The sequence below is a fragment of the Leifsonia sp. 22587 genome (assembly GCF_052044215.1).
Taxonomy (GTDB): Bacteria; Actinomycetota; Actinomycetes; order Actinomycetales; family Microbacteriaceae; genus Leifsonia; species Leifsonia shinshuensis_C.
This window is the reverse complement of the sequence record NZ_JBQENB010000001.1, coordinates 404813-423643: the sequence shown is the minus strand read 5'-3', so window position 1 is coordinate 423643 and position 18831 is coordinate 404813. Positions and strand designations below refer to the sequence as shown.

Sequence of the window (18831 nt, the reverse complement as noted above, 5' to 3'; positions counted from 1 at the left end):
ACCGCGGTCGCGCGCTCACCGGTTGACCGTGATGTTGACATCGCCGCCGCCGCCATCGTCGTCGTCGCGCGGGTCGGCGGCGCCCTTCTTCCCGTTCAGGGCGTCGAGGGCGTCCCCGATCGCGCCGAAGCCCCTCTCGGTCGCGTCGCCGAAACCGGCCGCCGCGTCGCGACTCTGCTTGCCACCGTCGTTCGACATCTCGCACCTCCGTCGGCGGCGGTACGCCGCCCTACGAGCAGGCTAGGACTGCGGGGGCCGCCCGAGAAGTGTTATCTGACGAATGCTCATTTATTCTGTGCATCGGTGCTGTCGAAATGGACGTGAGCTGTTCGTAGAAGGGGTGAGAGAGAGGAACACATCATGAAGCTCACCATCAGCCTCCAGGTCACCCTCGACGGCGTCGCCCAGGCGAACGGCGGCAACAACGAGGAGATGGACCCCGGGTTCACGCGTGGCGGCTGGGCCCTTCCGCTCAACGACGGCGAAGCGGTCCAGTACATCCTCGACACGTGGCGGCGCCCGGACGCTTTCCTGCTCGGCCGCAAGACCTACGGCCTGTTCGAGACTTACTGGGGCTCACGCAGCGACGACGGCGGTTTCGGCGAGGCGATCAGCTCGCGGCAGAAGTACGTGGTCTCCAACACGCTGGACGGGCCGACCTGGCAGGGCACGACCGTCCTCTCGGGGGATGTCGCGGTCCGCGTCCGCGAGCTGAAGGCCCAGGCCGGCGGCGAACTGCTGGTGGTGGGGAGCGCGGCGCTCGCGCGATGGCTCCTCGAGAACGAGCTGGTCGACGAGCTGAACCTGGTCCAGTTCCCGGTGATCGTCGGCGACGGCGAGCGCTGGCTGCCCCAGCACGGCCTCGACTTCGCCCTCGAGCTCACCGACACCCGCGTGTTCCCGACGGGGATCGTGTCCCTCACCTACCGGGTGGGCGGGCGGCCGCAGTACGCCTGAGGTGCTCGACGAAACGCTTGCTCAGCCGGAGGTGGGCCCGGGCTCCATGGGCGTGACGGTCGTCGTGCCGCCGCCGAACGGGAACGGGTAGACCACGGTGCTGGTGGTGGTCGGCATCGGCATGCCCTGGAACCACAGGATCGCGATCAGCATCGACACCACCGCGATCCCCACGACGACGACGGCGGCGCGCTTCATGATGCGCAGCGCCGCGTCGATGTCCGCCGCGCGGGCGGCGCGGGTCAGCGCGATGATCACGGCCAGCCCGATCGCCAGGTAGACGACCGGTGCGGGCTGAAGCTCCAGCTGCACGCACTGCGGCGCGACCGATGTCGGTTGACCGCTCGCGTCGACGAAGCCGCCGTCGCAGTCGAAGCCGCCCGGGCAGCTCCCCTTGGACGCGCGGAGCGATGAGTAGAGGATCGCGGCTCCCAATGCCCACAGCACGAGCGTGCGCGCCCGTCCGAGCAGGCGCACGGAAACCGGTGCCGTCTCCCATTCGGCCGCTTCCGCGTCCCGCGTCCGCGCATCCTTCGATTCCGCCACCATCGGCGTCCCCCCATCCCCCGGAAGCACCATCCTGGCATGCGGCCGTGGGCCGAGGAAGAACCGCCCGCCGACCCGGCCTTCGGCACGTTCGACGTTCCGCGCGGGCGGCGACCGGCGTAGGCTGCGACCGTCATCGGGCGAGGGAAGGGGTCCTGTCATGAAGCAGGCGGGCATCGATCGCCGGCGGGCCGCATCCACGCGCGTGCGGACGGCGCCGCGACGACAGCTCACCCCGCTGGGCGCCGTGTTCCGGGGCGCTGCGGCCGGTGTGATCGGGACCCTTGCCATGGACCTCGTGATGTACCGCCGCTACCGGCGGGATCAGGGCACCGAGGCCTTCGGCGAGTGGGAGTTCTCGGCCGACGTCACCGGCTGGGACAACGCGCCCGCGCCGGCACAGGTCGGCCGACGCGTCGTCGACGGCCTCTTCGAGCGCGAACTCCCCGACTCGGCCGCTCGCCAGACGAACAACATCATGCACTGGGGCTACTCGGTCTCGGCGGCCGTCGGCTATGGGCTGCTCGCCGCATCCCTCCGTAGGCCTCGCGTCGGATACGGACTGCTCTTCGGGGCCGGGATGTGGGCCTTCAGCTACGTCATCCTGCCCCCGATGCACCTGTACAAGCCCATCACGGAGTACGACGCCAAGACGCTCGGCAAGGACCTGACCGCGCACCTCGCGTACGGTCTGGGCACGGCGGCGGCGCTGTGGGCTTTGCTGCCGCACCGCGGGCGGCGGTAGGTCAAGCGCGCGCCCGCCCGGTGACCGCCTGCTAGCCATCGCCGCGCGAACCAACGTAGACAGTCGCAGCAAAATCTATGCCGGGTTGCCACGAACGCCTGTACAAGCCGATCGCGGAGTAGGGCGCCAGGACTCTGGCGAAGGATCGGACCGCGCAGCTCGCGTACGTCTGGGCACGCCGGCGGCGCTAGGGTTTCGACATGAGTCAGGACCCGCTCCAGATGGAGGCGATACGGCTCAAGCCTCCCCGACGCACCCGACGGCGCATCGTTGCGGCTTGTGTTGCCGCGCTCGCGATCGCAGTACTCGCGACCGGTGTCGCCGGCGTGGCCTTGTGGTGGAAGACGGGCGCATTCTGGCCCGTGCCCATTCCGCCTCGTGTGCAGTACCTCGGGGAGGACTACCGCTGCGATGGCCTCCCCGCTGCCGATGTCTTGATGCGCGGCCTGACTCTTCAAGGACACACCGTTGGCGGCGGCCTCATCTATGCGCGCCCGCCCATCGGCTCGAGTGCTTCTGAAGGCTGGATCGTCGTCACGGACGGCCACCAGCGGCAGACCTGCCTGTACAACGGCGAAGGCTGACGAGATCCTGATCGCGCGGGTTGAGCCGACGAATCACGCCCCCACCCAGTACGACCGGCGGCCGTTCACCGGCTGGAACCCGATCGCCAGAATTCTGGAGATCCCATCGGGTACCCACTCGTCCGAATCCGCGTACGGTGACCGGCAATCACCAAGCAGCACGGATGCACAAGGAGGACATCATGGGCATCGATGACAAGGTGGACGCGAAGGGCGACAAGCTGAAGGGCAAGGTCGACGAGGTCATCGGCAAGGTCACCGACGACGAGTCGCGCGTAGTGAAAGGCAAGGCGGAGCAAGCCGAGGGCAGTGTCAAGGACACGGTCGCCGACGTGAAGGCGCACCTCAAGGACAGCGCCGACAAGTCGCACGACGACCGTCGCGACGACGCGCTCTAGGGCGTACGGCCTCCGTCAGGCGCGCAGCGCACTGACGATACGGTCCCGCGCTGCGGAGCCGGCGCGACTGGGCAGGAGCGCGAAGACGTGGACCGCGCCGCGGCGCTCCAACAGGGTCACGTCGACGCCGGCGGCTCGTGCCTTCGATGCCAGCAGACGGGCGTCCGGGTTCAGGATGTCGTGGCTGCCGGTGAGCAGCAGCATCGGTCCGAGCCCGTGGAGGTCGCCCATGAGCGGGCTGACCCTCGGATCTGTGACCGGGAGGTCGCCGGCCCACTGCTCCGCGACAGCGCGGATGCCGTCGACACCGAGCCACGGGTCGTTCGGCTGCACGTGAGGGATGTCCGGGTTCGACATGGTCAGGTCCAGTACCGGGGAGATCAGCACGGTGCGGATGTGCGCGTGTCCGCGGTCGCGGAGGGTGAGCGCCGCGGCGAGGGCGATCTGGCCGCCGGCGGAGTCTCCGGCCAGGCGCACGTCGTCCTCCGTGTTGTTCACCGCCTCGAACAGCCTGACCATGAACTCGTTCGTCGATGTGGCGTCACCGTGTGGAAGCAGTTCGTAGATCGGGACGGTCACCGTCGTGTTCGCCTCGGCGGCGATCTGCGCGATCAGGGTCCAATGAAAGGGACTGATCTCGTGCACCCACCCGCCGCCGTGCACGTAGATGACCTGTCCCTCGGGTTTTGATCCCGTTGGAGCGACCGCGTACATCGGGGTTCGGCCGTGGCGACGCACGGAGACGGCAACGTCCGGGCGGAGTCGCTTCGGCGGTTGGTGCGAAGCCGGGCTGAGGACCTGCTTCCGAACCTCCTGCGCCGCCCCTTCGGAGGTGAGGTACGGGCGGTTCACCCGGGCGGCGCGGAGCACCGCGGGAATGACCGCTTCGGGGATGTACACCGAGGAGCCTTTCGATGGACCGCTGTACGCGGAGCGCGGTAAGCGGCGTGCCCCAAACGTTAACCGCTCCGACCGCATCCGGCTATCGCCCCGCAGCGATGTGCGCCAGCGCATCAGTTCCGCTAGCGGTCGTATGCGCCGGCGCGATCAGCAGCCAGGGACGAGCTCACCCGGGCAGGTCGCTGCGCGTAGACCCCAGACGACCTCGACCGGGATATCCAGCCGCGGTGAGTCCCCGCCACTTCGCCTCCACCGCCAGGTCATCCCCCACGTAGAACTCGAGCATCTGCTGGTAGCCAGCGCTGGGGCGGGACCACGCCGGGTCATACACGGATGCGAACCGTGTGGTGAGCAGAAGGCTCACGCCACTGGGCATGCGGTGCACGACCACCGGCCGCCCGGCCGGCGGGTCGGCGATGACCAGGCCCAGCGCGCGGTGGAAGCGAACGGACGCCTCCACGTCGCGCACTTCCAGCATGCCCATGCTCAGCTGCAACTCCACTAGCAAAGCCTCGGACAGGACGTGACCGTTGTCGAGGCTCAGCTAGACCGAACGGGGCGCGGACGCTGACACCTCACGTGCCGATCGTGCCGATCGTGCCGACCTGCACGCCGCCCTCGGCGCGCTGCGCCCGCCAGACGCGGCCTTCGCCCTCCACCCGGAGCGTGCCATCCCCCACGATCAGGGCCGTGCGCTCGTCGATGCCGAACCCGCCCGCGACCAGCCCGGATTCGACGGCGGCGACCAGTCGGGAGAGCATGCCGCGCTGGGCGACATGCACCTCGATGGCTGCATCGACGAGGCCGATGCCGGCCGCGATCTCCAGCTCATAGCCCGGATCACCGGGATCCTCCGGTGAGACGGCCACTCCGCCGATGCGCGAGCCGCCTCCGAGCGAACTCCCCGCCGCGATCATCGCACCGGCCGAGACCCCGAGGTAGGGGACACCGGCTGCGACCAGCCGGCGCAGCTCACCGAACACCGGCTCGAGCCCGGCACGCACATCCTCGACGACGCCACCCCCCACCGCGATGCCGTCGACGTCGGCGATCGCGCCGGGCCCGATCGCCTCGCCAGGCAATCCCGCGGTCAGGTGCGCCTCGAGCGCAGATCCCGTTCCGGCCTCGCGCAGGAGTTCGCCGAGCGCTTCCGCCTTCTCCTCAGCCTCCGGATGCAACGAGATCACGGCGACGCGCGGCCGCGAACGGCCCGTATGGCGGGCTCGCCGTGCCGCTTCGGCAACGAACGGTGCGTAGAGCGAGGCGTCCGCAGCCGTGGTCGCGCCGCCGCCGATGAGGTGCACGCTCACGCGACACCATCGCCGCGGATCCCGTCGCCGCCGGCGCCCGTGTCGTACGCATCGAAGGTCATCCGAAGAGGCTACCGGGTTGTCGACATCGTGGAGCGGCGCAAGAGTCGTCGGGGAGGATGATCGATCAGCTGGCGCCCCGTCGGCACTAGTGTCGAAGGCGTGATTATCGCGGTCGACGACCCGAAGGCGGCTGACGTGCTCGCGCTGCTCGAGGAGCATCTGCGCGACATGTTCGCGACCTCGCCGGCGGAGAGTGTGCATGCGCTGGATCCCGAGGCGCTCACGCACCCGAGTATCACCTTCTGGTCCGCCCGTGATGGCGAGACGGGCCGATTGCTCGGCGTCGGCGCCCTGAAGCAGCACGATGCGACGATGGGCGAGGTGAAGTCCATGCGCACGAGCGGCGCAGCGCGAAGCCGGGGTGTGGCGAGCGCACTGCTGGCGGCCATCCTCGGAGAGTGCCGCACCCGGGGCATCCGCGAGCTCAATCTCGAGACGGGCACCCAGGAGTACTTCGCCCCCGCTCGTGCGCTCTACGCCAAGCACGGATTCCGCCGCCGCGGCCCCTTCGCCGACTACACGGACGATCCGAACAGCGCATACTTCCAGCTCACGCTGTGAGCCCGGAATGGCTCGTGCCGCAGTGGCACAGCGAGGCGATCAGGCGCTGCTCGTCAGCCGGGCGCTCAGCGGGTGCCGACGCCGCCGGCGATACCGCTGATCAGCCGTCGTTGCAGGACGAGGTAGAGGATGACGATCGGCAGCGCGATCAGGATGCCGGCCGCTGAGAGCAGCGAGTAGTTCGTCATGTGCTGGCCCTGGAAGAAGGCGAGGCCCAACGGTGCGGTGCGCAGCTGATCCTGCGTGATCATGACGAGCGGGATCAGGAACTCGTTCCAGGTCCACATGCCGACCAGGACGGCCATCGTCCCGATCGACGGCCATGATGCCGGCACGAGCACACGCCACAGCAGCCGCCGGTCGCTTGCGCCGTCCAGCCGGGCCGCCTCGATGATCTCGCCGGGGAACGACCGGAAATGGTTGCGCATCCAGAACGCTGCGAAGCCGAGCGATTGCGCCGTCTGCGGCAGGATCAGGGCCCAATAGGTGTCGGTGAGGCCCGCCGAGCGGAGGTTGAAGTACAGCGGGATGATGAACGCCTCCTCCGGGAGCATGAGCCCCACGAGCAGGACGAAGAACAAGATGCCCGAGCCGGGGAAGGTCATGCGCGCGAACGCGTAGCCCGCGAGAGTCGCCAGCACGAAGGTGATCACGACGACCGCGACGGCGACCAGAATGCTCGAGAGCATGTACGACGAGAAATGGCCCTCTGTCCACGCGTCGGTGTAGTTCTGCAGGCGCAGAGCGTGCGGGAGCTGGAAACCACCGGTGTTTTCGGCCGGCGGGATCACCGACGAGAACAGCACACCGACCAGAGGAAGCAGCGCGAACACCGCGAAGACGCTGAGGATCACGTAATCGATCGTCTTCTCGACCCTGCCGATTCTCATGCGGTCTCCTTCGGCTGCAAACGGGTGATCAGCCACGAGATCACCATGATCAGGACAGTCAGGGCTATCGCGACGGCCGCGGCAGAGCCCACCTGCCCGGTGTTGAACGCACGGTTGAAGGCCTCGAACGCCGGAACGCTGGTGCTCGTGCCGGGGCCGCCCTGGGTGGTGATGTACACGATGTCGAAAGTCTTCAGAGTCGCGGTGACGGTCAGCGTGAGAGCGATGGCGATCTGCCCTCGCAGGGCCGGGAGCGTCACGCCGAAGAACTCGCGCAGCGGTCCTGCGCCGTCGATGCGCGCAGCCTCGAAGACGGACGGCTCGATGTTCTGCACGCCGCCGAGGAAGAGGACGAGGCAGAGCCCGGTGTTCACCCAGGTGCCGATGAAGCCGATCGCCGCGAGGGCGAAGGTGTAGTCGCCGAGCCACGCGCGCGCCAGATCGCCCAGGCCGACCATCCCGAGCACCTGGTTCAGCAGCCCGTGAGGTGCGTAGATCGACACCCAGATCGTGCCGACGACGACCGAAGCGATCACCTGGGGAAGGAACAGCACGGTGCGGAAGAAGCCCATCCCGCGCAGCCGGTTGGCGTGCGAGAGCATGATCGTCAGGCCGAGTCCGAGGACGACCGGCAGCGCCGCATAGAAGACAAGGAGGACGGACACGTGCAGGAAGGAGTCGCGCAGCTGCACGTCGGTGAAGACGGCGGCGTAGTTCTTCAGCCCCGCCCACGTCGAGGCGCCGATACCGTTCCAGTCGTAGAACGAGTACTGGAACGTCTGGACGAGCGGCACGACGATGAACGCGGCCAGCACCAGCACGGCCGGTGCGATGTACAGGTAGGCGGCGGGCTGCCACCGGCGCCGCGCGCGGGTGCGCGTGGCGTCGGTGGCAGTCGCGGTGAGGGTCTGAGCCATCACTTGTTTCCGGACACGAAGCCCGAGTAGTCGGTCTGCAGCGTCTGGGTGAACTGCTGCGGAGTGCTCTTCTGGGCGGTGAGGTCCTGCATCGCCGCCGTCAGCGTGTTGTAGAACGTCGGCGTGGTGTAGTCGAGGTACGGCACGATGCTCTTGCCCGCGGTGAGCGAGGTGTACTGGTCGTAGACGCTGGCCTGCAGCGAGCCATCCTGCGCCTTGTGGTCCGCGGGCAGGACGGTCGGCAGGCTGTTCGCGTCGATCATCGTCTGAGCGCTGGACTTGCCCGAGATGAAGTCGATGTAGGCCGCTGCTGCGTTGGGGTGCGCGGACTTCGACGTGATCGCCCAGGCGAGCCCCTCGCCGCCCTGGGTCACCGGCGCGGAGGCGCCCGCCGGGGTGAGCGCCGCCATCCCGGCGTTCGTCTGGCCGAGAGCCTGTCCGATCGTCGACATGTCCCACGTCCCGTCGATGATGAACGCGGCCTTGCCCTTGCCGAAGTCGGCGACGGCCGCGTCCTGCGAGATGCCGTTGGCGTCGGCGGGCAGGTAGCCCTTCTTCGACCAGTCCTGGATGGTGGCGGCGGCATCGACGTTGGCTTTGTCCGTCCACGCGCCCGACTTGGCCGAGACGAGGTCCTGCACGGCCGTCGCGCCGGCCGTGGCGGCCTGCACCACACCGTAGAGCTGGATGCCGCGCACCTTCTCGAGGTCGCCGTATGCCATCGGCTGGATGCCCGCGGCCTTCGCCTTGGCCATGTCGGCGGTGAGGTCGTCGAGCGTCTTCGGCGCGTCGACGCCCAGGCTGCTCAGGATCTTCTTGTTGTAGTAGACCCCGACGAACTCACCGGTGTTCGAGACCCCGTAGAGGTTGCCGGTCTGCCAGTGCTTGCCGTCGGAGCTGAATGTGTTGAGGGCCAGCAGATTCGACGGGAAGTAGTCTTTCCAGCCGTACAGCGTCGAGTAGTCGTCGAGCGGGGTGAGCATGCCGCCGGAGACGAACGCGCCCATGTCGGGGTAGCCCTGGTTGGCCTGCACCACGTCCGGCGGGTTGTTGCCGGAGAGGGCCAGCTTCAGCGTCGTCTTCAGGTCCGAGAACGACTGGCTGTTGCGCTTGATCGTGATGTTCGGGTACTTCTTCTCGAACGCCGCGTTGAGCTTCTTCTGAGCGGTGTCGATGTCACCGGTGTTGTTCTGATCCCAGACGGTCAGCGTGTACTTCCCGGACTCGACGCTCTTGGACGCCGCGGTCTTGGACTCGCCGGACCCGCCCGGCGACGACCCCGGCGCGCATCCCGCGAGGAGGACCGCGGTCGCCGCGGCGAGCGCGCCGACCGCTAGGGCGGTGAACTGCTTCTTCATGGATTACCTTTCTGTTGCCGTCGTCTGCTGGAGCGGCGCGCGCCGGGTCCAGTCGTGGAGGAAGCCCCAATCGGAGTCCGCGGCTCGTCGCTCGACGAAACCGACGAGCTCGTGGGCGGTCGGGGCGCTCGCGCTGCCGCCCAGCCCCATTACGGAGTAGGCGGCTGCGGCCGTGGCGAACCGGAGCCGTTCGGAGAGAGTCCAGTCCTCGCCGAAGGAGGTCATCAGGGCGGCGGTGAACACGTCACCGGCGCCCGTCGGGTCGACGGCCGCGACCGGGATCCCCGGGACCTCGGCCTCGTCGCCGTTCGCGGAGTCGACGGCGAGGACGCCGCCCGCCCCGCGAGTGACGACCGCGAGACCCACGTGCTCTGCAAGCGCCCGGGCCGCTGCCACCGGGTCGGAGCTGCGGGTGTACGCCATCGCCTCGTCGTGGTTCGGGACGAACACGTCGACCTTGTCCAGCTCGGCCAGCAGGTCGGTGGACCATTCGCCGCTCGCGTCCCACCCGACGCCTCCGACCATCACGGCTCCGCGGGAGCGAAGCTCAGTCGCCCAGGGCTGGGCGGCGTCCGCGACGTCGAGGTGCACCGCGGCGACGTCGTCGCGTCGCTGCGGAATCGCGGCGGGGTGCTCCTCCACATAGGTGATGAAGCCTCGGTCGTGGGGTCCGGAGATCGCGACGCTGATCGGGGTCTGGTACCCCGAGATGGTCACCAGCTCGTCGAGGTCGAGGTTCGCCTCCGACCGGAGCGTCGTGCGGATGTGCGATCCGATGACGTCGTCGCCCATCGTGGACACCAGCCGGGAGTCCGCACCGAGTCGCGCTGCAGCCACCGCCCGGATCGCGGCGCCGCCGGCGACGATGCCGAAGCGATCCGCGTACGTCTCCTGCCCGAGGACCGGCACGTCCGCACCCGCGAAGATCAGATCGCAGAACACGTCCCCGGTGAAGAGCAGGACCCCGGGTGGGGACAAACGGTGATGCACGGTTCACTCCTTCGTACTTCTCCGGACGGTTGCGGGACACCGTAACACCGTTGCGCAGGTTTGATCAACTTTGCGCACCTTTGCGTATTTCGAGCAGATTTCGCTATCGTGTCCACCATGATCGTGAATGAACGCCGCCAGCGCATCCTCAACGAGTTGCGCGCCAGCGGGGCCGCCAGCGTCCCCGAATTGGCCGAGACGCTCGGCGTCAGCGCATCGACGATCCGGAGGGATCTCGAGATCCTCGATCGAAACGGCGAGCTCACGCGCAGCTATGGTGGCGCGGTGCTGCGCTCGGGCATGACGGTCCAAGAAGGCCCCGAGTCGCCCGAGACGCCGTACGACGACAGCGCCGACATCGACCTGAAGGTCCGCGTGGCGAAGGCCGCTCTCCCCTACGTGCAGGACGGCAGCGTGGTGCTGCTCGACATCGGGACGACCACTCCGTTCCTCGCCCGGATGCTGCGCGGCCGCGACATCACGGTCGTCACGTCGAACCTCGCCGTCTTCGACGAGCTCCGCAATGACAGCAGTGTGCGTGTCGTCCTTCTCGGCGGCGTGCTCCGCCGCAATATGCGCACCCTCGTCGGATCCATCACCGCGGCGTCGCTGCAGCAGATCAGCGCGGACGTGATGTTCCTCAGTTGCACGGGTGTGCGCGCAGGCGGAGCGATCGTGGACGACATGGCGGTGGAGACTCCGCTCAAGCAGGCGATGATCGCGTCGAGCGACAAGGTCGTCCTGCTCGCCAGCGAAGCCAAGTTCCCGGGCACGGGCGCGCTCCGCGTGTGCGAGCTCTCCGACGTCGACGTGCTCGTCACGACCGACGGCGCCCCGGCAGAAGCAATCGAAATGTGCCGCGCGAGCGGCGGAGAGGTCGTGATCGCATGAAGTTGAGCATCCTCGGCGGTGGTGGGTTCCGCACGCCGTACGTCTGGCAGGCCCTGCTGCGCGACATGGGCAGCCCCCGTGTCGACGAGGTGAGCCTCTACGACGTGGACGCCGAGAAGCTCACGACGATGGCGGCGCTCCTGCGGCAGCTCGCCGCCGGCACTCCCGATGCGCCGCGGCTGACCACGACCACGTCGCTCGAGGAATCGATCGCCGGCTGCGACTTCGTCTTCTCCGCGATCCGCGTCGGCGGCCTGGAGGGGCGTCGCTGCGATGAGCACGTCGCGCTCGACCTCGGTGTCCTCGGCCAGGAGACGACCGGGCCTGGCGGCATCGCCTACGCGCTCCGGACGGTGCCGGTCATGGTCTCGGTCGCGGAGACCATCGCGCGGCTGGCGCCGAACGCCTTCGTCATGAACTTCACGAACCCGGCCGGCATCATCACCGAGGCGATGCAGAGCGTCCTCGGCGACCGCGTGGTCGGCATCTGCGACACCCCGTCCGGGCTCGGACGGCGGGTGGCGGCGGCGCTCGACGTGGACCAGAGCCGCATCCACATGGACTACGTCGGGCTCAACCACCTCGGCTGGATGCGCGGTGTCTACTTCGACGGCCGCGACATCCTCCCCGAGTTCATCGCGGACGACCGGCTGCTCGGCGAGCTCGAGGAGGGCCAGGTCTTCGGCACCGAGTGGATCCGCGATCTCGGCGTCATCCCCAACGAGTACCTCTACTACTACTACTTCAACCGCGACGCCGTCCGAGCCATCATCGACGCGGGCACGACGCGCGGCGATTTCCTCGCCCGCACGCAGTCCGAGTTCTGGACGCTGTCCCGCGACACCGACGACAAGGCCGGGCTGTGGCGGCGCACCGTCGACCGCCGCAGTGCGTCGTACATGGCCGAGGCCACCGGTGGCACCCAGGACGAGCCGGCGCACCATCACGAGGCGGACTCCGACCCCGCCGACCAGGGCTATGCGGGCGTCGCACTCGGCGTGATGAACGCCATCGCCCGGAACGAGCAGGCGACGATGATCCTCAACGTCCGCAACGGCAACACGATCGCCGGCCTCCCCGCCGACGCCGTCATCGAGGTGCCCACCCTCGTCGACGCGAACGGCGCCCATCCGCTGTCGGTGCCGGCGCCGAGCCTCCACCAGCTCGGTCTGATGGCGCAGGTGAAGGAGGTCGAGCGTCACGCGATCGCCGCGGCGCTCACCGGGTCCCCGTCGGAGGCGCTCCTCGCGTTCGCCCTGCACCCGCTCGTGGAGAGCGTCCCGACGGCCCGCCGGCTGCTTCAGGGCTACACGGAGGCGCACCCGCAGCTCACTGAGCTCTTCGGCCGGACGCCGGCGACCCCCGGGCTCGCTGCGGCGGCCCGGTGATCCGGACGCTCGTCCTGCCGACTCCCGCCGACGTCGGCGAGGCCGCCGCGGACGAGATCGCCGCGGTCGTCGCCGAGCGGCCGGACGCCGTGCTCGGACTCGCCACCGGGGACTCGCCGCTCGGCGCCTACTCGACACTCGCCGACCGGGTGCAGCGCGGAGAGCTCGACCTGTCGCGCGCGCGGGGTTTCGCCCTGGACGAGTACGTCGGCCTCGACCCCGCCGACCCCCAGAGCTACCGCTCCGTCATCGACCGGACGGTCACGACCCCGCTGCGCATGCGCCGGGCCGTTGTGCGCGTTCCCGACGGTGCGGCCGCGGACCTCGCTGCGGCCGCCGACGAGTACGAGCGGGCACTCGAGGAGTCCGGCGTCGACATCCAGGTGCTCGGAATCGGCTCGAACGGACACATCGGGTTCAACGAGCCCGGTTCGGCGTTCGGCACGCGCACGCGCGTCGTCGAGCTCAGCGAGCGCACCCGGCTCGACAACGCCCGGTTCTTCCCGTCGCTCGCAGACGTGCCGACCCACGCGCTCACCCAGGGGCTTGGGACGATCATGCGCGCCCGGCGCATCGTCCTCGTGGCAATCGGCGAGCGGAAGGCGGACGCGATCACGGCAGCAGTGGAGGGACCGATCTCGGTCGACTGCCCTGCGTCGGTGCTCCAGACGCATCCGCACGTCCTGCTGATCGCCGACGAAGCCGCCGGGTCGCGGCTCACGGATTCCGGGCCGTGTAACATTGTCCGTACAAACTCGGAGGTGCGGGCATGGCGGGGAGCCGGGACGAGGGCACCATCCCTGCCGAGCTTCTCACGGCACTGAACAAGAACAGTCCCGTCCCGCTGTACCATCAGCTGGCCACAGCGCTCGAGCAGGCGATCCGCGACGAGTCGCTGCCGCCGGGAGCCCGTCTCGAGAACGAGATCGCGCTGGGCCAGCGCCTCGGACTGTCGAGACCGACCGTGCGCCGCGCCATCCAGGAACTCGTCGACAAGGGCCTGCTCATCCGGCGCCGCGGCGTCGGAACGCAGGTGGTGCAGAGCGGCGTGACCCGTGATCTCGGCCTGACGAGCCTGTACGAAGACCTCTCACTGCTCGGCCAGTCCCCCGAGACCCGGGTGCTGCACCACGAGGTGCGGCCCGCGACGGCGGAGGAGGCGGAACAGCTCGCTCTCGAGCCCGGCGCGCCTGTGCTCCACCTGGTGCGGCTCCGCCTGGCCCGTCACGTACCGCTTGCCGTCCTCGACAACACCCTCCCCACCGACTCCACCGACATCAGCCGGGAGGATCTCGAAGAGCACGGCCTCTACGACCTCCTGCGCCACCGCGGCGTGAACATGCGCATCGCGCGGCAGCGGATCAGCGCACGCGAAGCGACCCCGTACGAGAGCGAGCTGCTCGGCATCGGCAAGGATGCTGCGGTGCTGACCATGTCGCGCACCGCCATCGACACCACCGGCCGTGTCGTCGAGTTCGGCCGGCACTGCTACCGTCCGGATTTGTACTCGTTCGAGATCACCCTCGTCGACCGCTGAACTCGGCTCCCGGCTCCCCTCAGTCGAGGTCGACAGGCACCGACCGGCCGGTCTCAGCGGACCGCTGCGCCGCCTCTGCCAGGACGAGCGCCGCGCGGCCGTCCTCGAAGGTCGGACTTTCCGATGGCTCCCCGCGCACGGTCGAGACGAACGCCTCCAACTCGGCGGCGTAGGCTTCCCGATAGCGGTCGAGGAAGAAGTCCTGATAGGGCGGCCGGGCCTCGACGGCCGCAGCCGTGGACACGCTGACGAGCGAGGTCGGCGCATTGGCCACGTTCAGCATCCCCCGCGAACCGAACGCCTCCATGCGCTGGTCGTACCCCACGGCACTGTGCCGGGAGTTGACGATGGTGACCAGGGCGCCACTCCGGGAGCGGAGGACGACCACGGCCGTGTCGAAGTCGCCGTGCTGTCGAGCCCCCTCGTCGAAGAGCGTCGAACCGGACGCCTGCACCTCGACGATGTCGGGCAGGAAGAACCGCGCCATATCGAAGTCGTGGATGGTCATGTCCCGGAAGATGCCGCCGGAGACGCCCACATAGTCCGCGGGCGGCGCGGCCGGGTCGCGACTGGTGATCGTGAGTTGCTCCAGCTCACCGATCTCGCCGGCCCGGACGCGCGCACGGACGTCGGCGAACGCGGGGTCGAACCGCCGGTTGAAGCCGATCGCCACCGGCACCGGCGAGGCGGCGACTCTGCCCCTCAGAGCATCCACCGCGGCCAGGTCGAGGTCGATCGGCTTCTCGCAGAGCACGGGCAGGCCCGCGTCGAGTGCAGCGGAGATCAGCGGGACGTGCGTCGGCGTGGGCGAGGCGATCAGGACCGCGTCGAGGTCCCCCGCCGCCAGCAGCTCGTCGGCGCTGTCGGTCGGCGTGCCGCCGAAGCGGGCGGCGACCGAGCGGGCTCCCTCCACGAAGGGATCCGCGACCCGGGAGAGCGCGGTGCGTGGGTTCTCGGCGATGCTGCGGGCGTGCACCTGACCGATGCGGCCGGTGCCGATCAGTCCGAACCGGATCGGCGAATCGTTCACGGGGGCTCCTTCTCTCAGCACCACGGGCGCAGTGCGTCGCGATTGATCTTCTGGTCGGCTGCGCGCGAACGCCTGAAGTCGGGCAGCGAGACGTCCGGCGCCGGCAGGACATCCTGCTCGACGACGATCCAGCCGTCGAACCCGATCGCCTCGACGGCGGCGAGCACAGCGGCCAGGTCGATGTCCCCGCTTCCGAAGGCGACGAACGCCCCGGACGACCAGACTTCGCGCATCCCGCCGCCCGCGGACAGGACGGCGTGCAGCTCGGACCGGTCGACGTCCTTCAGATGGAGGTGGTTGATCCGGCCGGCCCAGGCCGTCAGCGCAGCGACGGGGTCGCCTCCGCCGATGAGGAGGTGTCCGGTGTCCAGCGTGAGCCCCACATCGACGCGCTCGAGGAAGACGCCGATCTCCTCCGGCGATTCGACGAAGGTGCCCGCGTGGTGGTGGAAGGTCGGCTCGAACCCGGCCGCCCTTACCCGGTCGGCGGCGATGGCCGCATTGGCCGCGAGCCGCTCCCACCCGGACGGGTCCAGTGCGCCGATGCCGGAGCCCGGAGCACGCCGGCGCTCCGGCGACCCGCTGTCGGCGAGGGTGGGCTTCGGCAGCCGACGCGGTGCCGCCTCCGCGGCCTCGGAGAAGACGGCGAGCGCCGCGTCGAGGTCGAGGAGCGACGCCCGGAAGGCCTCGTCGTCCGTGAAGGGGAGCTCGACCCAGCCGCCGGCCAGTTCGAGGCCTCGGCTCGCGAGGCGGTCGCGGAGCACGCGACCACGACCGAGGAATCCGAGGGGGCCGAGGTCGACGCCGGCGTATCCGGTCTCGGCCAGGATGTCCAGGATGTCATCGGCCGAGAGCGTCGCCGCCCCGTCCGGGGTCATCTCGAAGACGCCGAAGCTCACCGGGGCTCCGGCAACGGTCACGTTCATCGGTTGTCCTCCCGGCCCAGCAGCGGCCGCCTCGACCGCGCAAGGCGCTCGTATTCGGCGCGGGCCGCCTGCGTGCTCTCCAGCCGTGAGACCTCGGCGACCGGCACGTCCCACCACCCTCCGCCGTCGGGGGCGTACACGAAGGGATCCGACTCGATGTGGATCAGTGTCGTCCGGTCGGACGCCTTGGCGGACGCGACGGCGTCGGACAGTCGGGCGATCGCATCCTCGCCCGGCGCGATCTCGATCACGTCGACGCCGTAGCTGCGGGCGTTTGCGGCCAGGTCGACCGGTACGAAGGCTCCGGTCTCGAAGTTCGCGGCGCCCGCGTCGCGATAGCGGTAGCGCGTACCGTAGCGTTGCGACCCGACGGTCTCGGAGAGATGCCCGATCGACGCGAAGCCCTGGTTCTGGACCAAGACCACCACGATCTTGAGGCCTTCCGCGATCGCCGTGGCCAGCTCGGAGTGCAGCATGAGGTAGGAGCCGTCACCGACCATCACGATCACGTCGCGGTCGTCGCCGGCAGCCTCCAGCCCGCGCTTCACGCCGAGGCCGCCGGCGATCTCGTACCCCATCGTCGAGAAGGCGTACTCGACGTGGTAGCCCAGCGGGTCGCGCACGCGCCACAGCTTGTGGAGGTCGCCCGGGAGCGAACCCGCCGCCTGCACGACCACGTCGCGCGGGTCCGTCGCGCGCTGGACCGCGCCGATGATCTCCGGCTGGCCGGGCAGCTCGGCCCCCGTGGGGGCGAGCGCGCGGTCCGCGACAGCATCCCACTCCCGCTTCTCGTCCACGACGCGGTCGCGGTATCCGGAGTCGACCACGGTTCCGGCGAGCGCTGCGCGCAGAGCGTCGAGGGCCTCCCGCGCGTCGGCGATCACGGGGACCTGCGTGCCATGCTTGAAGGCGTCGACGCCGGCGACGTTGATGTTCACGAAGGCGACGTCCGCATCCTGGAACGCCGTGCGGCTGGCTGTCGTGAAGTCGCTGTACCGGGTTCCGATGCCGATGACGAGGTCGGCCTCGGCGGCGAGGCGGTTGGCGGCCGACGTGCCGGTCGCGCCGACGCCGCCGAGGTACTGCGGGTGGTCCCAGTCGAGGGATCCGCCGCCGGCCTGGGTGGTTCCCACCGGGATGCCGGTCTCCTCGACGAACGCGCGGAGTGCGCCCTCGGCGCCGGCGTAGAGCACGCCGCCGCCGGCGACGATGAACGGACGCTTCGCCTCGCGGATCGCGCCGGCCGCCGCCTCGAGGGCCCAGCGCTCCGGCAGCGGACGCCGGATGCGCCACTCGCGGGGCTGCAGGAACTCCGCCGGCACGTCCAGGGCCTCGGCCTGCACATCCTCCGGAAGCGCGATGGTGACCGCGCCGGTCTCGGCCGGGTCGGTCAGCACCCGCATCGCGGCGAGCGCGATGGAGAACAACTGCTCCGGCCGCTGCACCCGGTCGAAGAACCGGGACACCGGGCGGAACGCGTCGGTGACCTGCATCCCGGGGTCGTGCGGGTGCTCCAGCTGCTGCAGCACCGGGTCGGCGACACGGGTGGCGAAGGTGTCGGACGGCAGCAGCAGGGCCGGGAGACGGTTGGCCGTCGCGAGCGCCGCGCCCGTGAGCATGTTCGCCGCGCCAGGGCCGACCGACGCCGTCGACGCAAGCGTCGCTCGCCGACGGTGGATGCGCGCGTAACCTACGGCCTGGTGCACCATGGCCTGCTCGTTGCGCGCCTGGTAGTAGGGCATCAGCCGCGGGTCCACAGCGTTCGCCTGCGCCAGCGCCTGGCCGAGGCCGGCGACGTTGCCGTGCCCGAAGATACCGAGCATTCCGGGCACCGTCCGCTCGCGCACATCGCCGTCGACCGTCCACTGGTTCGCCAGGAACTCGACGAGCGCCTGGCCGACGGTCCTCCTGAGGGTGGTCATCGCGTGTCTCCTCCGTGGTTCGGGGCGGCGGGCAGGTACGGGAGCCGTCCGTCCTGCTGCTTCGTCGCCCAGGTGTCGCGCAGCCAGGCCTGGCGCGGGTCGTCGCTGACCAGCCAGACGCGCTCCTCACCCGGGCCCGCCATGACGTTGAGATAGTAGAGGTCGTACTCGGGCGGCGCGACGGCCGGCCCGTGGTATCCGAACGGCACGAGCGCGATGTCGCCGGTGCGCACCAGGGCGTTCGTCTCGATGGCGCCCGCAGGGGAACCGTAGGTCGCGAAGGTGCCGAATGCGTCGTGGCCGGCCGGGGCGCTCAGACCTCGGGCGGGCGCCGCCTCGAAGTAGTAGATCTCCTCGAGCTGCGACTCACGACCGTCCACGTGCTCGTCGTGTTTGTGGGCGGGATGGGACGACCAGTTGCCCGCGGGGGTGATCACCTCGCACACGATGAGCGACGCCGCGTCGAGAGCCGCCGGCGTGCCGAAGTTGTGGACCTGCCGGGTGGCCGCCCCCGCGCCGCGCAGTTCGACGGGCACCGCTTCGCGCGGGATGTGGACGGACGGCTTGCGGATTCCGGTCGGCCCTTCGGCGACCGCGACCCGGCCGGTGCCGCTGATGGAGAGGCCGTTCCCGGCGCCGACGTAGAGCACGTCCGTCGGGCCGTCGAACACGTTCGACCTCCCGGCCAGCTGTGTGCTGCGGCCCTCGTGATCCACCGAGAACGACCCGGCGAGCGGCACCACGATGCGTTCGACGTCGCCCGCCGCGAGCGCCACCGAGCCCCCCGCGAGCTCCGCCACGCGCAGGCCGGTGTGCTGCCAGCCGGGGAGGGTGGAGTCGACCACCGACTCCCACGGGCCGTCCGCCAGGCTCTCCCGCGGGAAGAACCACTCGTTGCTCAGCGCCATCGTCGTGCCG

Annotated in this window: 22 protein-coding genes; 9 read left to right on the top strand and 13 right to left on the bottom strand. The window is 69.7% G+C overall.

From position 1 onward, the window contains the following. Positions 1-15: 15 nt before the first annotated feature. Positions 16-198: a hypothetical protein gene (locus tag ACTJI1_RS02050; protein ID WP_440741369.1), complete on the bottom strand. Its 183-nt coding sequence runs from the start codon at positions 196-198 to the stop codon at positions 16-18. A 162-nt stretch (positions 199-360) separates the two neighbouring features. Here ACTJI1_RS02050 and ACTJI1_RS02045 point away from each other — a divergent pair, with 162 nt between their 5' ends. Then, positions 361-957, top strand: a complete 597-nt coding sequence (locus ACTJI1_RS02045) for a dihydrofolate reductase family protein (protein ID WP_440741368.1) — start codon at positions 361-363, stop codon at positions 955-957. A 21-nt stretch (positions 958-978) separates the two neighbouring features. On the opposite strand, the gene ACTJI1_RS02040 is transcribed toward ACTJI1_RS02045, so the two are convergent. After that, positions 979-1506 carry a hypothetical protein gene (locus tag ACTJI1_RS02040; RefSeq protein WP_440741367.1) on the bottom strand — a complete coding sequence of 176 codons (528 nt, stop codon included), beginning with the start codon at positions 1504-1506 and terminating at the stop codon, positions 979-981. A gap of 157 nt (positions 1507-1663) precedes the next feature. Here ACTJI1_RS02040 and ACTJI1_RS02035 point away from each other — a divergent pair, with 157 nt between their 5' ends. From ACTJI1_RS02035 to ACTJI1_RS02025, 3 genes are all read left to right on the top strand, one after another. Next, positions 1664-2248 (top strand): hypothetical protein, encoded by a 585-nt coding sequence (locus ACTJI1_RS02035; RefSeq protein ID WP_440741366.1) that lies wholly within the window; start codon positions 1664-1666, stop codon positions 2246-2248. A 200-nt stretch (positions 2249-2448) separates the two neighbouring features. Further along, a complete protein-coding gene (locus ACTJI1_RS02030) occupies positions 2449-2832 on the top strand; it encodes a hypothetical protein (RefSeq protein WP_440741365.1) in 384 nt (127 codons plus the stop codon). A gap of 182 nt (positions 2833-3014) precedes the next feature. After that, positions 3015-3230, top strand: coding sequence for a CsbD family protein (locus ACTJI1_RS02025; protein WP_310131253.1), 216 nt, complete (start codon positions 3015-3017; stop codon positions 3228-3230). Between the two features lie 15 nt (positions 3231-3245). Here the strand turns inward: ACTJI1_RS02025 and ACTJI1_RS02020 are convergent, their stop codons facing one another. The 3 genes from ACTJI1_RS02020 to ACTJI1_RS02010 form a co-directional block, all read right to left on the bottom strand. Further along, entirely contained in the window at positions 3246-4130 is an 885-nt protein-coding gene (locus ACTJI1_RS02020; RefSeq protein ID WP_440741364.1) for an alpha/beta hydrolase fold domain-containing protein, read from the bottom strand. Between the two features lie 166 nt (positions 4131-4296). Further along, a complete protein-coding gene (locus tag ACTJI1_RS02015) occupies positions 4297-4632 on the bottom strand; it encodes a hypothetical protein (protein ID WP_440741363.1) in 336 nt (111 codons plus the stop codon). Positions 4633-4705: 73 nt separating this feature from the next. Next, entirely contained in the window at positions 4706-5440 is a 735-nt protein-coding gene (locus ACTJI1_RS02010) for a Type 1 glutamine amidotransferase-like domain-containing protein (RefSeq protein ID WP_310131257.1), read from the bottom strand. A 198-nt stretch (positions 5441-5638) separates the two neighbouring features. Between ACTJI1_RS02010 and ACTJI1_RS02005 the strand changes: the two genes are divergently transcribed. Then, positions 5639-6064, top strand: coding sequence for a GNAT family N-acetyltransferase (locus ACTJI1_RS02005; RefSeq protein ID WP_310131259.1), 426 nt, complete (start codon positions 5639-5641; stop codon positions 6062-6064). Positions 6065-6129: 65 nt separating this feature from the next. Here ACTJI1_RS02005 and ACTJI1_RS02000 read toward each other — a convergent pair whose 3' ends face one another. The 4 genes from ACTJI1_RS02000 to ACTJI1_RS01985 are packed head-to-tail and all read right to left on the bottom strand — an operon-like array spanning position 6130 to position 10219. After that, entirely contained in the window at positions 6130-6954 is an 825-nt protein-coding gene (locus ACTJI1_RS02000; protein ID WP_310131261.1) for a carbohydrate ABC transporter permease, read from the bottom strand. Continuing rightward, the gene (locus ACTJI1_RS01995; RefSeq protein WP_440741362.1) at positions 6951-7871 is read right to left on the bottom strand and encodes a carbohydrate ABC transporter permease; all 921 of its coding nucleotides are present in this window, start codon (positions 7869-7871) and stop codon (positions 6951-6953) included. The genes ACTJI1_RS02000 and ACTJI1_RS01995 overlap by 4 nt, the downstream gene beginning before the upstream one ends. Next, positions 7871-9229 (bottom strand): extracellular solute-binding protein, encoded by a 1359-nt coding sequence (locus ACTJI1_RS01990; RefSeq protein WP_310131266.1) that lies wholly within the window; start codon positions 9227-9229, stop codon positions 7871-7873. The genes ACTJI1_RS01995 and ACTJI1_RS01990 overlap by 1 nt, the downstream gene beginning before the upstream one ends. 3 nt (positions 9230-9232) lie before the next feature. Beyond that, entirely contained in the window at positions 9233-10219 is a 987-nt protein-coding gene (locus tag ACTJI1_RS01985) for a carbohydrate kinase family protein (protein ID WP_440741361.1), read from the bottom strand. A gap of 117 nt (positions 10220-10336) precedes the next feature. On the opposite strand from ACTJI1_RS01985, the gene ACTJI1_RS01980 reads away from it, so the two are divergent. The 4 genes from ACTJI1_RS01980 to ACTJI1_RS01965 are packed head-to-tail and all read left to right on the top strand — an operon-like array spanning position 10337 to position 14035. Beyond that, positions 10337-11110 (top strand): DeoR/GlpR family DNA-binding transcription regulator, encoded by a 774-nt coding sequence (locus ACTJI1_RS01980; protein WP_310131269.1) that lies wholly within the window; start codon positions 10337-10339, stop codon positions 11108-11110. Next, positions 11107-12498: a 6-phospho-beta-glucosidase gene (locus tag ACTJI1_RS01975; RefSeq protein ID WP_440741360.1), complete on the top strand. Its 1392-nt coding sequence runs from the start codon at positions 11107-11109 to the stop codon at positions 12496-12498. The genes ACTJI1_RS01980 and ACTJI1_RS01975 overlap by 4 nt, the downstream gene beginning before the upstream one ends. Continuing rightward, positions 12498-13322 carry a glucosamine-6-phosphate deaminase gene (locus ACTJI1_RS01970; protein WP_440742165.1) on the top strand — a complete coding sequence of 275 codons (825 nt, stop codon included), beginning with the start codon at positions 12498-12500 and terminating at the stop codon, positions 13320-13322. The genes ACTJI1_RS01975 and ACTJI1_RS01970 overlap by 1 nt, the downstream gene beginning before the upstream one ends. Further along, positions 13268-14035, top strand: coding sequence for a GntR family transcriptional regulator (locus tag ACTJI1_RS01965; RefSeq protein ID WP_310131273.1), 768 nt, complete (start codon positions 13268-13270; stop codon positions 14033-14035). The genes ACTJI1_RS01970 and ACTJI1_RS01965 overlap by 55 nt, the downstream gene beginning before the upstream one ends. A 19-nt stretch (positions 14036-14054) precedes the next feature. On the opposite strand, the gene iolG is transcribed toward ACTJI1_RS01965, so the two are convergent. The 4 genes from iolG to iolB are packed head-to-tail and all read right to left on the bottom strand — an operon-like array spanning position 14055 to position 18821. After that, entirely contained in the window at positions 14055-15065 is a 1011-nt protein-coding gene (iolG, locus tag ACTJI1_RS01960; RefSeq protein ID WP_440741359.1) for an inositol 2-dehydrogenase, read from the bottom strand. A 14-nt stretch (positions 15066-15079) separates the two neighbouring features. Then, positions 15080-15991, bottom strand: a complete 912-nt coding sequence (locus ACTJI1_RS01955; protein WP_310131279.1) for a sugar phosphate isomerase/epimerase family protein — start codon at positions 15989-15991, stop codon at positions 15080-15082. Continuing rightward, positions 15988-17913 (bottom strand): 3D-(3,5/4)-trihydroxycyclohexane-1,2-dione acylhydrolase (decyclizing), encoded by a 1926-nt coding sequence (gene iolD, locus ACTJI1_RS01950; RefSeq protein WP_440741358.1) that lies wholly within the window; start codon positions 17911-17913, stop codon positions 15988-15990. The genes ACTJI1_RS01955 and iolD overlap by 4 nt, the downstream gene beginning before the upstream one ends. Then, positions 17910-18821, bottom strand: coding sequence for a 5-deoxy-glucuronate isomerase (gene iolB, locus ACTJI1_RS01945; protein WP_440741357.1), 912 nt, complete (start codon positions 18819-18821; stop codon positions 17910-17912). Before iolB ends, iolD begins: the two co-directional genes overlap by 4 nt. Positions 18822-18831: the final 10 nt, after the last annotated feature.

What these genes read in the sequence shown, in the direction of transcription:
- ACTJI1_RS02050 (WP_440741369.1), bottom strand. Translation starts at nt 198, where the DNA reads ATGTCGAACGACGGTGGCAAGCAGAGTCGCGACGCGGCGGCCGGTTTC.
- ACTJI1_RS02045 (WP_440741368.1), top strand. Translation starts at nt 361, where the DNA reads ATGAAGCTCACCATCAGCCTCCAGGTCACCCTCGACGGCGTCGCCCAG.
- ACTJI1_RS02040 (WP_440741367.1), bottom strand. Translation starts at nt 1,506, where the DNA reads ATGGTGGCGGAATCGAAGGATGCGCGGACGCGGGACGCGGAAGCGGCC.
- ACTJI1_RS02035 (WP_440741366.1), top strand. Translation starts at nt 1,664, where the DNA reads ATGAAGCAGGCGGGCATCGATCGCCGGCGGGCCGCATCCACGCGCGTG.
- ACTJI1_RS02030 (WP_440741365.1), top strand. Translation starts at nt 2,449, where the DNA reads ATGAGTCAGGACCCGCTCCAGATGGAGGCGATACGGCTCAAGCCTCCC.
- ACTJI1_RS02025 (WP_310131253.1), top strand. Translation starts at nt 3,015, where the DNA reads ATGGGCATCGATGACAAGGTGGACGCGAAGGGCGACAAGCTGAAGGGC.
- ACTJI1_RS02000 (WP_310131261.1), bottom strand. Translation starts at nt 6,954, where the DNA reads ATGAGAATCGGCAGGGTCGAGAAGACGATCGATTACGTGATCCTCAGC.
- ACTJI1_RS01995 (WP_440741362.1), bottom strand. Translation starts at nt 7,871, where the DNA reads ATGGCTCAGACCCTCACCGCGACTGCCACCGACGCCACGCGCACCCGC.
- ACTJI1_RS01990 (WP_310131266.1), bottom strand. Translation starts at nt 9,229, where the DNA reads ATGAAGAAGCAGTTCACCGCCCTAGCGGTCGGCGCGCTCGCCGCGGCG.
- ACTJI1_RS01980 (WP_310131269.1), top strand. Translation starts at nt 10,337, where the DNA reads ATGATCGTGAATGAACGCCGCCAGCGCATCCTCAACGAGTTGCGCGCC.
- ACTJI1_RS01975 (WP_440741360.1), top strand. Translation starts at nt 11,107, where the DNA reads ATGAAGTTGAGCATCCTCGGCGGTGGTGGGTTCCGCACGCCGTACGTC.
- ACTJI1_RS01965 (WP_310131273.1), top strand. Translation starts at nt 13,268, where the DNA reads ATGGCGGGGAGCCGGGACGAGGGCACCATCCCTGCCGAGCTTCTCACG.
- ACTJI1_RS01955 (WP_310131279.1), bottom strand. Translation starts at nt 15,991, where the DNA reads ATGAACGTGACCGTTGCCGGAGCCCCGGTGAGCTTCGGCGTCTTCGAG.
- iolD (WP_440741358.1), bottom strand. Translation starts at nt 17,913, where the DNA reads ATGACCACCCTCAGGAGGACCGTCGGCCAGGCGCTCGTCGAGTTCCTG.
- iolB (WP_440741357.1), bottom strand. Translation starts at nt 18,821, where the DNA reads ATGGCGCTGAGCAACGAGTGGTTCTTCCCGCGGGAGAGCCTGGCGGAC.